Below are 13,677 nucleotides of genomic sequence, written 5' to 3'. Positions count from 1 at the left end.
CCGCGCGCCCGGGGCCGGAAGCCGCGCCCGGCCGCGCAGTGCGCGCGCCGGTCGCCGTCACGGCGGGGAAGTGCAACGTCGCCTTACCTCGCCAAAGCCGCGCAAGCATGCGTACTTCGGGCATCGAGATCCTCCGGGGCGCCGCGCTGGCGGGGCGCCTGGATTGGCAGACAGGGGTGAGCGAGGCAGCGTTGTTCTTGCTGTGGACGATTGTACGGAGTCGGTTCCGGCGAGCACAGACCGCGTTAACCATAGCCGGGTCAACCCCGACGCACATCGGGCGGCCGCCTGGTTGCGGAGTGGCCCCCTGTTGCGGAGTGGTCCCCTGTTGCGGAGTGGTCCCCTGTTGCGGAGTGGCCCCTGTTGCGGAGTGGTCCCTGTTGCGAAGTGGTCCCTGTTGCGGAGCGGTCCCTTGTACCAAGCGTTGGCCGTTGCGGACCGGTCGTCCATTGCAAAGCGGCTCGCCGATTGCCGAGCCCTATAATCCGCGCCATGTCCGAATTCCTGTTGCGGCCGATGGCGGCGGCCGATCTGCCCGATGTGCTGGCAGTGCAGGCGCAGTGCTACCGCCCCGAACTGATCGAATCGGCCGACGCGCTGGCCAGCCGCCTGGCGCTGGCGCCGGCGCTGTGCTGGGTCGCCGCGCACGCCGGGGCGCCGCGCCGGCTCGCCGCCTATCTGCTGACCCACCCATGGCCGCGCGAGACGCTGCCCCCGCTCGACGGCGTGCTGCGGCATGACGACCCGGCGGCCGGCGAAACGCCGCTGACCTGGTTCATCCACGACATGGCGGTGACACCCGCCGGACAGGGGCAAGGGCTGGCGAAACGGCTGTACGAGAAGGCCAGGCACGGTGCGATGCAGGCCGGCCTGCGCTGCTCCCGGCTGATCGCGGTACAGAGCGCGGCGCGCTGGTGGCAGGGGCTGGGGTATGCGCCGGTGGCGCTGGCCGGGGAAGCGGCGACGAAGCTGTCGCGCTATGGGGAAGGGGCGGTGGTGATGGGCAGGCAGCTCGGGGCGTAGCCCCGCGGGGCGATGCCGCCGGGGATTCGTCCCTCTCCCGTTGCGGAAGAGGGACGATACAGAACAACTTCAGCGCGGCAGCTCCGAATGCCCCATCAGGAAGGCATCGACCGAGCGCGCGGCCTGGCGGCCTTCGCGGATCGCCCAGACCACCAGCGACTGGCCGCGCCGCACGTCGCCCGCGGCGAACACCTTCGGCACATTGGTGAAGTAGGCGCGCTCGCCTTCGGTCGAGGCCTTGGCGTTCTTGCGCGCGTCGGTGTCGACGCCGAACGCCTCCAGCATCGAGCCCACCGGGTTGGTGAAGCCCATCGCCAGCAGCACCAGGTCGGCCTTCAGCACGAACTCGCTGTCCGGCACTTCCTGCATGCGGCCGTCCTTCCATTCGACGCGGCAGGCCTTCAGTGCGGTGACCTTGCCGTTCTCGCCGATGAATTCCTTGGTCGCCACCGACCAGTCGCGCTCGCAGCCTTCCTCGTGCGACGACGAGGTGCGCAGCTTGATCGGCCAGTACGGCCACACCAGCGGCTTGTTCTCTTCCTCCGGCGGCTGCGGCAGCAGTTCGAACTGGGTCACCGACACCGCGCCATGGCGGTTGGAGGTGCCGACGCAGTCCGAGCCGGTATCGCCGCCGCCGATCACCACGACATGCTTGCCGTCGGCGCGGATCTCGTTGGGGCCGTCGCCGGCCACTTCCTTGTTCTGCGGAATCAGGAATTCCAGCGCGAAATGCACGCCCTGCAGGTCGCGCCCCGGCACCGGCAGATCGCGCGGCACTTCGGCGCCGCCGGCCAGCACGACGGCGTCGAACTGGTCCATCAGCTCCTGCGCCGAGATCGTTTCGCTCGCGTAGTTCTTGATGCCTGCCGGCAGCTTGCCGTCGGTCACCATCACGCCGGCGCGGAAGGTCACGCCCTCGGCCTGCATCTGCGCCATGCGGCGGTCGATCAGCGCCTTCTCCAGCTTGAAGTCGGGGATGCCGTAGCGCAGCAGGCCGCCGATGCGGTCGTTCTTCTCGAACACCGTGACGTCGTGGCCGGCGCGCGCCAGCTGCTGCGCGGCGGCCAGGCCCGCGGGGCCCGAGCCGACCACGGCCACGGTCTTGCCGGTCTTGTGCGCCGGCGGCTGCGGCTTGACCCAATCCTCTTCCCAGGCCTTGTCGCCGATCGCGCGCTCGATCGACTTGATGCCGACCGGATCTTCATTGATGCCCAGCGTACAGGCGGCCTCGCAGGGGGCCGGGCAGATGCGGCCGGTGAACTCGGGGAAGTTGTTGGTCTGGTGCAGCACGTCGATCGCCGACTTCCAGTCCTGGCGATACACCAGGTCGTTGAAGTCGGGGATGATGTTGTTGACCGGGCAGCCGTTGTTGCAGAACGGGATGCCGCAGTCCATGCAGCGCGCGCCCTGCACCTTGGCTTCGTTGTCGCTCAGCCGGAATACGAATTCCTTGTAATGCCGGACCCGCTTCGGTGCCGGTTCGTAACTCTCGCTCTGGCGCGGAAATTCGAGAAAGCCAGTCGCCTTGCCCATGTCGCTTCCTTGGGTTGTGCTCGGGGCGCAGCGCGATGCGCGCGCCCCGTTGTGAGGTCATTGTGGTGTGGTGGACGGCGCGGCGGCAGCGATTCGCCACCGTTGCCGCCTCGCCGTCCCGGCTGCGGTGTCCGCCCTCAGGCGGCGATCGCCTCGCTGTCGCGCGCGGCCTGTTCCTTGGCGTACATCTCGCCCAGCGCCCGCTTGTACTCGGTCGGGAAGACCTTGACGAACTTGCGGCGCGCCGTGGTCCAGTCCGACAGCAGCGCCTTGGCGCGCTCCGAGCCGGTGAAGCGGAAGTGCTGCTCGATCAGGCCGCGCAGGATCACCTCGTCCAGCTGGCGCTTGCCGCCGAACTTGTGCCAACTCGCCGCGCTCTGGCCCTTCTCCTGGTCGGCGGCGCCCAGCACTGCTTCAAGCGCGACCATCGAGGTGTTGCAGCGCTTGTCGAACAGGCCGTCCTCGTCGTAGACGTAGGCCACGCCGCCCGACATGCCGGCCGCGAAGTTGCGGCCGGTGGCGCCCAGCACCACCACGGTACCGCCGGTCATGTACTCGCAGCCATGGTCGCCGGTGCCCTCGACCACCGCGACGGCGCCCGAGTTGCGCACCGCGAAGCGCTCGCCCGCCACGCCGTTGAAGAAGGCCTCGCCCGCGATCGCGCCGTACAGCACGGTATTGCCGACGATGATGTTGCGGGTCGGATCGCCGCGGAACTCGTGCGGCGTGCGCACGATCACGCGGCCGCCCGACAGGCCCTTGCCGACGTAGTCATTGGCGTCGCCCACCAGGTCCAGCGTGATGCCGTGCGCCAGGAACGCGCCGAACGACTGGCCCGCGGTGCCCTGCAGCTGGATGTGGATGGTGTCGTCCGGCAGGCCTTCATGGCCGTACTGGCGCGCCACCACGCCCGACAGCATCGCGCCGACGGTACGGTTGACGTTCTTGATCGGCTGGATGAACGACACGCGCTCACCCTTGTCGATCGCCGCACGCGACTTGGCGATCAGCACGTGGTCCAGCGCCTTGCCCGATTCCGGCGCCAGGCCGTGATCCTGCGTATCGGTGTGGAAACGCGGTTGGTCGCCCGGGAACGGCGGCTGGTAGAAGATGCGCGAGAAGTCCAGGCCGCGCGCCTTCCAGTGCTCGATGCCGGCACGGGTGTCGAGCAGGTCGGCGCGGCCGATCAGCTCGTCGAAGCTGCGGATGCCCAGCTGCGCCATGATCTCGCGCGCTTCCTCGGCGACGAAGAAGAAGAAATTGACGACGTGCTCGGGCTTGCCCTGGAATTTCTTGCGCAGCACCGGATCCTGCGTGGCGACGCCGACCGGGCAGGTGTTCAGATGGCACTTGCGCATCATGATGCAGCCCTCGGCGACCAGCGGCGCGGTGGCGAAGCCGAACTCGTCCGCGCCCAGCAGCGCGCCGATCACGACGTCGCGGCCCGTCTTCATCTGGCCGTCGGCCTGCACGCGGATGCGGTTGCGCAGGCCGTTGAGCATCAGCGTCTGCTGCGTCTCGGCCAGGCCCAGCTCCCACGGCGTGCCGGCGTGCTTGATCGAGGACCACGGCGAGGCGCCGGTGCCGCCGTCATGGCCGGCGATCACCACGTGGTCGGCCTTGGCCTTGGCCACGCCGGCCGCGACCGTGCCGACGCCCACTTCGGACACCAGCTTGACCGAGATGTCGGCCTGCGGATTGACGTTCTTCAGGTCGTGGATCAGCTGCGCCAGATCCTCGATCGAATAGATGTCGTGGTGCGGCGGCGGCGAGATCAGGCCGACGCCCGGCACCGAATAACGCAGCTTGCCGATGTAGTCCGACACCTTGTGGCCGGGCAGCTGGCCGCCCTCGCCGGGCTTGGCGCCCTGCGCCATCTTGATCTGGATCTGGTCGGCCGAGGCCAGGTATTCGGCGGTCACGCCGAACCGGCCCGAGGCGACCTGCTTGATCTTCGAGCGCAGCGAATCGCCGTCCTTGAGCTCGATGTCGCGCTCGACCACGTCGTCGCCGAGCAGGCTCTTGAGCGTGTCGCCGTTCTTGATCGGAATGCCGCGCAGCTCGTTGCGGTAGCGCTTCTCGTCCTCGCCGCCCTCGCCGGTGTTCGACTTGCCGCCGATGCGGTTCATCGCGATCGCCAGCGTGGTGTGCGCCTCGGTCGAGATCGAGCCGAGCGACATCGCGCCGGTGGCGAAGCGCTTGACGATTTCCTTGGCCGGCTCGACTTCTTCCAGCGGAATCGCCCTGGCCGGATCGACCTTGAACTCGAACAGGCCGCGCAGCGTCATGTGGCGGCGGCTCTGGTCGTTGATCAGGTTCGCGTATTCCTTGTAGGTCTGGTAGGCGCCCTGGCCCTCGTTGGCGCGCACCGAGTGCTGCAGCTTGGCGATCGAGTCCGGGGTCCACATATGCTCTTCGCCGCGGATGCGGAAGGCATATTCGCCGCCGGCGTCGAGCATGTTCTCCAACACCGGGCTGTCGCCGAAGGCGTCGCGGTGCAGGCGCAGCGCTTCCTCGGCGACCTCGAAGATGCCGATGCCCTCGACGTTCGACGCGGTCCCGTGGAAGTACTTCTGCACCAGCTCGCGCGACAGGCCGATGGCCTCGAAGATCTGCGCGCCGGTGTACGACATGTAGGTCGAGATGCCCATCTTGGACATCACCTTCTGCAGACCCTTGCCGATCGCCTTGATGAAGTTCTTGATCGCCTTCTCGGCCGACAGGTCGCCCGACAGGCCGCCGGCCATCTCGGCCAGCGTTTCCATCGCCAGGTACGGATGCACCGCCTCGGCGCCGTAGCCGGCCAGCAGCGCGAAGTGATGGACCTCGCGCGCCGAGCCGGTCTCGACCACCAGGCCGGTGGACGTGCGCAGGCCCTTCTCCACCAGGTGATGGTGGATGGCCGAGGTGGCCAGCAGCGCCGGGATCGCGACGTGCGACGGATCGACGCGGCGGTCCGACACGATCAGGATGTTGTAGCCCGACTTCACCGCGTCGACGGCCTCGGCGCACAGCGAGGCCAGGCGCGCCTCGATGCCTTCCTTGCCCCACTCGGCGGGATAGCAGATGTCGAGCTCGTACGAGCGGAACTTGCCGCCGGTGTAGTGCTCGATGTTGCGGATCTTGGCGATGTCCTTGAAGTCCAGCACCGGCTGGGACACTTCGAGGCGCATCGGCGGGTTGATGTTGTTCAGCTCGAGCAGGTTCGGCTTCGGCCCGATGAAGGACACCAGCGACATCACCATGTTCTCGCGGATCGGATCGATCGGCGGGTTGGTGACCTGGGCGAACAGCTGCTTGAAGTAGTGGTACAGCGTCTTGTTCTTCGACGACAGCACCGCCAGCGGCGAGTCGTTGCCCATCGAGCCGGTCGCCTCTTCGCCGGACAGCGCCATCGGCGCCATCAGGAACTTGACGTCCTCCTGCGTGAAGCCGAACGCCTGCTGGCGGTCCAGCAGCTTGGCGGCGGGCTTGGCCTCGGAGGCGACGTCTTCCGGCTTCGCGTCGATCTCGTCGAGCTTGATGCGCACGGCGTCGATCCAGCTCTTGTAGGGCTTGGCGTTGGCCAGGTTGTCCTTCAGTTCCTTGTCGTCGATGATGCGGCCCTGCTCCATGTCGATCAGGAACATCTTGCCCGGCTGCAGGCGCCACTTCTGCACCACGCGCGACTCGGGGAACGGCAGCACGCCGGCCTCGGAGGCCAGCACCACGACGTCGTCCTCGGTCACGTAGAAGCGCGCCGGACGCAGGCCGTTGCGGTCCAGCGTCGCGCCGATCTGGCGGCCGTCGGTGAAGCAGATGGCCGCGGGGCCGTCCCACGGCTCCATCATCGCGGCGTGGTATTCGTAGAAGGCGCGACGGTTGTCGTCCATCAGCGTGTGCTGCTCCCACGCTTCCGGAATCATCATCATCATCGCGTGGACCAGCGGATAGCCGGCCATCGTCAGCAGCTCGAGGCAGTTGTCGAACGACGCGGTATCGGACTGGCCCGGATAGATCAGCGGCCACAGCTTGGGCAGGTCGTCGCCCAGCACCGGCGACGAGATCGCGCCGGTACGCGCGTTGATCCAGTTGACGTTGCCCTTGACGGTGTTGATTTCGCCGTTGTGGGCGACCATCCGGTACGGGTGCGCCAGCTCCCAGGCCGGGAAGGTGTTGGTCGAGAAGCGTTGGTGGACCAGCGCCAGCGCCGACACGGCGCGCGGGTCCTGCAGGTCGCGGTAGTACTGGCCGACCTGGTTGGCCAGCAGCAGGCCCTTGTAGACCACGGTGCGCGCCGACATCGACGGCACGAAGTATTCCTTGCCGTGCTTGAGCTTGAGCGCCTGGATGGCGTGGCTCGCGGTCTTGCGGATCACGTACAGCTTCCGCTCCAGCGCGTCCGTCGTCATGATGTCGCGGCCGCGGCCGATGAAGATCTGGCGGATCACCGGCTCGGTCTTGCGCACGGTCGGCGACATCGGCATGGTCGCGTCGACCGGCACGTCGCGCCAGCCCAGCACGACCTGGCCTTCCAGGCGGACGGTGCGCTCGAGCTCCTGTTCGCAGGCCAGGCGCGAGGCGTGTTCCTTCGGCAGGAAGATCATGCCGACGCCGTACTCGCCGGCCGGCGGCAGGGTCACGCCCTGCTTCGCCATTTCCTCGCGATAGAACTGGTCGGGAATCTGGATCAGGATGCCCGCGCCGTCGCCCATCAGGTGGTCCGCGCCCACCGCGCCGCGGTGATCCAGGTTCTCCAGGATCTTCAGGCCCTGCAGGACGATCTCGTGGCTCTTCTTGCCCTTGATATGGGCGACCATGCCGACGCCGCAGGCGTCATGCTCGTTGGCGGGGTCGTACATGCCTTGCGCCTGCGGGCGCCCGGCGGGCGCTTCGGCCAGTTGCGGGGTCGGTTGCTGGGCCGTTTGCTGGGCCGATTGCTGGGCCATCAGCGACTGGGCCTGCTCGGCCGGCGGGATTTGCGATTGGTCCACGGGCTTCGATTCCGGTGAGGGCAGCGCGCCTCGCGTGGCATCGGCCGGAACGGCGTTCGCGTGCAGTCCGGACGGACGTGGTGGGCAGCGAAGGGGACCGCAGCGGCGTACACAGGACGTGACGCGCCGCACAATGAATGTGGGTGGAGCAAATATAAAAGAATCGTTCGAGGCCCGCAAAAAAATAAAATGGGGTCAGATCATATTAATCCATGCCCTGTTTTGGTGATGGTCATTAAGTGGGGACACATTAGTATTGCACCATTTCGGGGCGGATGCGGCATCGCCATTGCGCATGCCATGGAACCGCCCACCGCTGCCGCAGACCGCTATCGCGGCCGCCATCGGCCGCCGTCGACAGGCACGAATCATGACGCTTCCGCAGCATCGGGTTCGGCCGACGCACGCTTCGGCCGCCCCTTCGGCAGCGGCTGCACACGCCGTTCCGCATGCCGTTCCAGGCCGCGCAGGAAGGCTTCGCTGCCCAGCGGCCAGCCGCTGTGCGCGTGCTTGCGCAGCACGGCCAGCGTGGACGACGACAGCCCTTCCGCCGCCAGCGATTGGTAACGCGACTGGCGCTCGAACGGCGTGTTGCCGAGCGCCCAGTAGGCGGAGTGATCGCTCACAAAGGGGCTCGCCTCCAGGCCGACGTGATGGCGGTGGCTGCTCCATCGGTCCTCGTCCGGCGTGTTGGCCTCGCCCGCCCGTACGGCGTTGCCTTCGACGTAGAGCATGGCCGGCAGCATCCAGGCATCCGGCTCCAGCACCGCCGAGCGGAAGCGCCCTTCCCACAGCGTGCCGGTGCGGTTGGCCACGCGATTGAAGTAACGGGCGTAGCGGCGGCCCACCGCCTGCATGGTCAGGCTGAGCGCGTCGTCGCGGCGCGGCGTCGCTACCAGATGGATATGGTTGGGCCGCAGCCCATAGGCATGCACCGCCAGATCGTGCTCGCGCGCCGCCATGCGCAGGCAGTCGAGGTAAAAGCGGTAGTCGTCGGGGCCCAGGAAGACCGGCTGGCGGTTGTTGCCACGTTGCAACACCAGTGCCGGCAGGCCGGTCGGGGAGAAGCGGGGAAGTCGTGCCATGGCGCCATCGTGTCAGAGCGATGGCGCGATGATAACTGATCTGTCCCTATTTTCTGATGCGCGGACCTGGTGTGCGCGAGCTGCTGGGCTTGGGGCGCGGGCTTGGTGCCCGGGCTAAGTACGCGGGCTTGGGGCGCGGGCTTGGGGCGCGGGCTTGGGGCGCGGGCTTGGTGCCCGGCCTCGGTACGCGGGCTTGGTGCGCGGGCTTGGTGGCGGGTCGTCAGTTCTGCTCGCCGACCGCAAACATCCGCCGATGCTCGCGGATCGCGTAGCGGTCCGTCATGCCGGCGATGTAGTGCGCGATCAGCCGCGGCTGGTCGCCGCCATGGGACGCCTGGTACTGGGGCGGCAGCAGGCGCGGGTCCCCCATGAAAGCCTCGAACAGGTCGCTGATGATGCGCTGGGCCTTGGCCGACATCCGCATCACCAGGTAGTGGCGGTACAGATGGCGGAACAGGAAGCGCTTGAGGGCCTGCGCCTCCTCCCTGACCGCGGGGCTGAAGGCGACCAGCGGACCCGCCGCGCGCACCGCGTCGATATCGGCCGGCCGGGCGGCGGCGATATTGCGCTGGGTCGTCTCGATCAGGTCGACGATCAGCGTGTTGATCATCCGGCGGACCGTCTCGTTGATCATCCGGCGGCCGTTGATGCCCGGATAGGCCGCCATGACCTCCGCGCGATGGCGGCCCCACATCGGCACCTCGTCCATCTGCTCCAGCGTCAGCAGTCCCGAGCGCAGCCCGTCGTCGATGTCGTGGTTGTTGTAGGCGATCTCGTCGGCCAGATTCGCCAGCTGCGCCTCCAGCGACGGCTGCGTGCCTTCGAGAAAGCGCCGCCCCAGCTCGCCCAGCGCGGCGGCGTTGACGCGCGAGCAATGTTTGAGGATGCCCTCGCGCGTCTCGAAGGTCAGGTTCAGGCCGTTGAAGCCGCCGTAGCGCTCCTCCAGCTCGTCCACCACCAGCAGGCTCTGCAGGTTGTGCTCGAAGCCGCCGTGGTTCTTCATGCAGGCGTTCAGCGCATCCTGGCCGGCGTGGCCGAACGGCGTGTGGCCGAGGTCGTGCGCCAGCGAGATGGCCTCGACCAGGTCCTCGTTCAGCCGCAGGTTGCGGGCGATCGAGCGCGCGATCTGCGCCACCTCGAGGCTGTGCGTCAGCCGCGTGCGAAACAGGTCGCCCTCGTGGTTGACGAACACCTGCGTCTTGTATTCGAGCCGGCGGAACGCGGTGCTGTGGATCACGCGGTCGCGGTCGCGCTGGAACTCGCTGCGCGAGGACGACGCCGGTTCGACATGGACACGCCCGCGCGACTGCGCCGAGTGCGCGGCATAGGGGGCGAGATGGCTTTCGAGGTCGGTCATGCGGCAATCCGGTTGGGCGATGCGGGCATCGTCTGAGGGTTGCGAGGCATGGCCGACCGCTTACGCGACCGGTGCCTCGACGGGACGTTTCAATACGGCGTGCTGCAGCGTGGCGCGCAGGTCGGCATCGGGCACGCTGGTGATCAGCGCCTCGCCGAGCTTCCTGAGCAGGATGAACTTGATCTGGCCGGCCTCCGCCTTCTTGTCGACCTTCATCAGCTCGATATAGCGGTCCACGCCCAGGTCGGGCGCCACCACCGGCAGCATCGCGGCGGCCACCAGCCGCTCGATGCGCGAGCGCGTCTCGATGTCGATGAAGCCCAGCCGCAGCGACAGGTCCGCGGCCATCACCATGCCGCAGCCCACCGCCTCGCCGTGCAGCCACTCGCCGTAGCCCATGCCGGCCTCGATCGCATGGCCGAAGGTATGGCCGAAATTGAGCGTGGCGCGGATGCCGCCCTCGCGCTCGTCGGCGGCCACCACCGCGGCCTTGATCTCGCAGGAGCGCTGCACCGCCAGCGCCAACATGTCGGCGTCGCAGGCGTTGAGCGCGCCGATATGCTGCTCGATCCAGGCGAAGTAGTCCGCGTCGGCGATCGCGCCATGCTTGATCACCTCGGCCAGGCCCGCGGCCAGTTCGCGCGGCGGCAGCGTCTTCAGCGTGCCGATATCGGCGATCACCGCCTGCGGCTGGTGGAAGGCGCCGATCATGTTCTTGCCGAGCGGATGGTTGATGCCGGTCTTGCCGCCCACCGACGAATCGACCTGGGCCAGCAGCGTGGTGGGCATCTGCACGAAGGGCACGCCGCGCATGTAGCAGGCCGCGGCAAACCCGGTCATGTCGCCGACCACGCCGCCGCCCAGCGCGATCAGCGTGGTCTTGCGGTCGGCCCCGGCGCCGAGCAGCGCATCGAAGATCAGGTTCAGCGTCTGCCAGTGCTTGAAGGACTCGCCGTCGGGCAGGGTCACCGTGCGCACGATCTTGCCCAGGCCGGTCAGCGTGGCCTCGACCCGCGCCGCGTACAGCGGGCCCACGGTCTCGTTGGTGACAATGACGGCGTGGCGGCCACGGACATGCGGGGCCAGCAGGTCGGCGCGGTCGAGCAGGCCGGCGCCGATATGGATGGGATAGCTGCGCTCTCCCAGGTCGACTTCAAGCGTGATCATCGGTCTTGGTATCTTGCGCCGGCTCGATGTCGGCATCGTGGTGGGGATCGCTGGCGCCGTCGCCGCGGACATCGCTCCGGGCGTCGCCGTGGATATCGTTGCCGCCGGCCGCGGCGATCCAGCCGGACATCTCGAGTTGCATCAGCACCATATTAGCAAGCTGCGCTACCGAGGGCTTGCCGGTCTCGATGACGAAATCGGCGACCTCGCGATAGAGCGGGTCGCGCTCGGCGTACAGCGCCTCGAGACGCCCCTTCGGATCCTGCGTCTGCAGCAGCGGGCGGTTGCGGTCGTGCCGCGTGCGCAGCCACAGGTCGTGCGGGCTGGCGCGCAGATAGACCACCGTGCCGCGCGCCTTCAGCCGGCTGCGGTTCTCGGGCCGCAGCACCGCGCCGCCGCCGGTCGCGAGCACGATGCGCTCGCGCTGCGTCAGCTCGTCGATCATCTGCGCCTCGCGGTCGCGAAAGCCGCTCTCCCCTTCATGATCGAAGATCACCGGGATGCGCACGCCGCAGCGCGCCTCGATCTCATGGTCGGAATCGACGAAGGCATAGCCGAGGCGGCGGGCCACGGTGCGGCCGACAGTGGTCTTGCCGGCGCCCATCAGGCCGACGAAAAAAAGGTTCGGACGGGAAGCGGTCACGGATTCGCGGCGAGCCGATCGGCGCTCTGCAGGCGGCTCGCGGGTTGGAAACGGCATCATCTTCTTATGTCGGGCCCGGCGGGGCAAGACCCGTGCAGGCGCGGGGCCGGCGCGGAAGGCAAATCCCCGGCGAAAATCGCCCGATCCTGCCGCATGCCGGCGCCGCCGCTGCATTTGCGGGCCTCAGTCTACTGCATCCCGCCGAACGGGGCGCCCGAATGGCCCCGTGCCGGCGCGACGGCATCGCGCAGGATGCGTGGGGTCAGGAAGACCAGCAACTCGGTGCGATCACGCCAGACCGAGCGGCTGCCGAACAGCCGGCCGAGCACCGGGATATCGCCCAGCAGCGGCACCTTGGCGACATCGCCGCGCTCGGCGCGCGTATAGATGCCGCCAATCACCGCGGTGCCGCCGTTCTCGAGCAGCACCTGGGTCTGCACGTGCCTGGTGTCGATGGCGAAGCCCTGCGTGGTCTGCACCCCAACGCTGTCCTTGCTGACGTCGACGTCCAGCAGCACCTGGCCCTCGGGCGTGATCTGCGGCGTTACCTCCAGCTTCAGGTTGGCCTTGCGAAACTGCACCGAGGTCGCGCCGCTGGAGGTGGCCGCCTGATAGGGCAGCTCCGTGCCCTGCTCGATCAGCGCCTTGATATTGTTGGTGGTCACCACGCGCGGGCTCGAGACGATCTTGCCCTTGCCGTCCGCCTCCAGCGCGGACAGCTCCAGCGCAACGAAACGGCTGGCCGCGCTGTTGAACAGGCTGACCGCCAGATGGCCCGGGTCGGCGCCATGCAGCGCGCCGGCCGGCAGACTGAGCAAGGGCCCGGGCTCGCCGGCCGCGCCGGGCAGCACGTCGGTCCAGGTATCGGCGACGCGGCCGCGCCCGTACTGCGCGGCAAAGCCCAGCTTGACGCCCAGATTGCGGCTGAACTTGTCGTCGGCCTCGACGATGCGGGCCTCGATGATGACCTGGCGCACCGGCACGTCGATACGCGCCAGAAAGGCGGCGATCTGCTGCAGCCGCTCGGGCAGGTCGGAGACGAACAGCTGGTTGGTGCGGGCGTCCGCCGTCAGGCTGCCGCGGCGGGACAGCAGGCGCCCCGCCGATGCGCCAGCGGATGTGCCGACCGACGTGCCCATCGACGCGCCAACCGATGTGCCAATCGATGTGCCCGCAGGCGCGCCATGCCCGTGCGATCCGCCATAGGGGCCGTGTCCCGCCACGGCTGCGCCGGGTCCGCTCCCGAGCAGCAGCCGGCGAACATCGTCGGCGCGCTGGTAGTTCAGCTGGAACACCTGGCTGCCGACCGGCTCGAGATCTGCCAGCTGCTGCCGCGCCTCCAGCTCCTGCCTGTCCCGCGCCGCCAGCTCCGCGCGCGGCGCGACCCACAGCACATTGCCCTCGCGCCGCGACGCCAACCCCTTCGCATCGAGCACGATCCGCAGCGCCTGCTCCCACGGCACGTCCCTGAGCCGCAGCGTCAGATTGCCCTGCACGCTGTCGCTGGCCACCACGTTCAGGTCGGTGAAATCGGCGAATACCTGCAGCAGGGCGCGGATATCGACGCGCTGGAAATTGAGGGACAGGCGGTCGCGCATGGGTGAAGCCGCGGCGGCGGGCCGCGACGCGGGCGTTGTGGCCGTTGTGGGTCTGACGGTCGTGGCGGCCGTGGCGGTCGTGGCGGTCGTGGCAGTCGTGGCGGTCGTGGCGGTCGTGGCGGTCGTGGCGGTTGTGGCGGTCGTGGCGGTTGTGGCGGTTGTGGCGGTTGTGGCGGTTGTGGCGGTTGTGGCGGTTGTGGCGGCCGTGGCGGCCGTGGCGGTTGTGGCGGTTGTGGCGGTTGTGGCGGTTGTGGCGGTTGTGGCGGTTGTGGTGGACGTGGTGGGCGCGGGTACGGGC

Annotated in this window: 8 protein-coding genes and 1 pseudogene; 2 read left to right on the top strand and 7 right to left on the bottom strand. The window is 68.4% G+C overall.

The genetic code is table 11. The annotated features are described in order from the left end of the window. Positions 1-492 precede the first annotated feature (492 nt). A complete protein-coding gene (locus AC6EI8_RS17790) occupies positions 493-1,023 on the top strand; it encodes a GNAT family N-acetyltransferase (RefSeq protein ID WP_498382516.1) in 531 nt (176 codons plus the stop codon). A 69-nt stretch (positions 1,024-1,092) separates the two neighbouring features. Here AC6EI8_RS17790 and AC6EI8_RS17785 read toward each other — a convergent pair whose 3' ends face one another. From AC6EI8_RS17785 to AC6EI8_RS17755, 7 genes and pseudogenes are all read right to left on the bottom strand, one after another. Then, a complete protein-coding gene (locus tag AC6EI8_RS17785; protein WP_149319722.1) occupies positions 1,093-2,556 on the bottom strand; it encodes a glutamate synthase subunit beta in 1,464 nt (487 codons plus the stop codon). 137 nt (positions 2,557-2,693) lie between these two features. Next, positions 2,694-7,397 (bottom strand): glutamate synthase-related protein, encoded by a 4,704-nt coding sequence (locus AC6EI8_RS17780; RefSeq protein WP_498382517.1) that lies wholly within the window; start codon positions 7,395-7,397, stop codon positions 2,694-2,696. A 500-nt stretch (positions 7,398-7,897) separates the two neighbouring features. Beyond that, entirely contained in the window at positions 7,898-8,614 is a 717-nt protein-coding gene (locus AC6EI8_RS17775) for a transposase (RefSeq protein WP_150082618.1), read from the bottom strand. A gap of 220 nt (positions 8,615-8,834) precedes the next feature. Continuing rightward, positions 8,835-9,971: a deoxyguanosinetriphosphate triphosphohydrolase gene (locus AC6EI8_RS17770; RefSeq protein ID WP_149319724.1), complete on the bottom strand. Its 1,137-nt coding sequence runs from the start codon at positions 9,969-9,971 to the stop codon at positions 8,835-8,837. 60 nt (positions 9,972-10,031) lie between these two features. After that, positions 10,032-11,138 (bottom strand): 3-dehydroquinate synthase, encoded by a 1,107-nt coding sequence (aroB, locus tag AC6EI8_RS17765; RefSeq protein ID WP_149319725.1) that lies wholly within the window; start codon positions 11,136-11,138, stop codon positions 10,032-10,034. Then, positions 11,125-11,742: a shikimate kinase gene (locus AC6EI8_RS17760; protein ID WP_149319768.1), complete on the bottom strand. Its 618-nt coding sequence runs from the start codon at positions 11,740-11,742 to the stop codon at positions 11,125-11,127. The genes aroB and AC6EI8_RS17760 overlap by 14 nt, the downstream gene beginning before the upstream one ends. A gap of 227 nt (positions 11,743-11,969) precedes the next feature. Further along, positions 11,970-13,373: pseudogene (locus AC6EI8_RS17755) on the bottom strand (type IV pilus secretin PilQ); the annotation flags it as partial. A 4-nt stretch (positions 13,374-13,377) separates the two neighbouring features. On the opposite strand from AC6EI8_RS17755, the gene AC6EI8_RS17750 reads away from it, so the two are divergent. Then, positions 13,378-13,677: hypothetical protein (locus tag AC6EI8_RS17750; RefSeq protein WP_498382515.1), on the top strand; the 300-nt coding region annotated here is incomplete at its 3' end.

Source organism: Cupriavidus sp. R6-3 (genome assembly GCF_059772245.1).
This window is presented reverse-complemented; position numbering and strand designations above follow the sequence as displayed.

Excerpts from the sequence above, each read along its gene's own strand:
- AC6EI8_RS17780 (WP_498382517.1), bottom strand. The coding sequence starts at position 7,397 with ATGTACGACCCCGCCAACGAGCATGACGCCTGCGGCGTCGGCATGGTC.
- AC6EI8_RS17760 (WP_149319768.1), bottom strand. The coding sequence starts at position 11,742 with ATGGGCGCCGGCAAGACCACTGTCGGCCGCACCGTGGCCCGCCGCCTC.
- AC6EI8_RS17785 (WP_149319722.1), bottom strand. The coding sequence starts at position 2,556 with ATGGGCAAGGCGACTGGCTTTCTCGAATTTCCGCGCCAGAGCGAGAGT.
- AC6EI8_RS17770 (WP_149319724.1), bottom strand. The coding sequence starts at position 9,971 with ATGACCGACCTCGAAAGCCATCTCGCCCCCTATGCCGCGCACTCGGCG.
- AC6EI8_RS17790 (WP_498382516.1), top strand. The coding sequence starts at position 493 with ATGTCCGAATTCCTGTTGCGGCCGATGGCGGCGGCCGATCTGCCCGAT.
- AC6EI8_RS17775 (WP_150082618.1), bottom strand. The coding sequence starts at position 8,614 with ATGGCACGACTTCCCCGCTTCTCCCCGACCGGCCTGCCGGCACTGGTG.
- aroB (WP_149319725.1), bottom strand. The coding sequence starts at position 11,138 with ATGATCACGCTTGAAGTCGACCTGGGAGAGCGCAGCTATCCCATCCAT.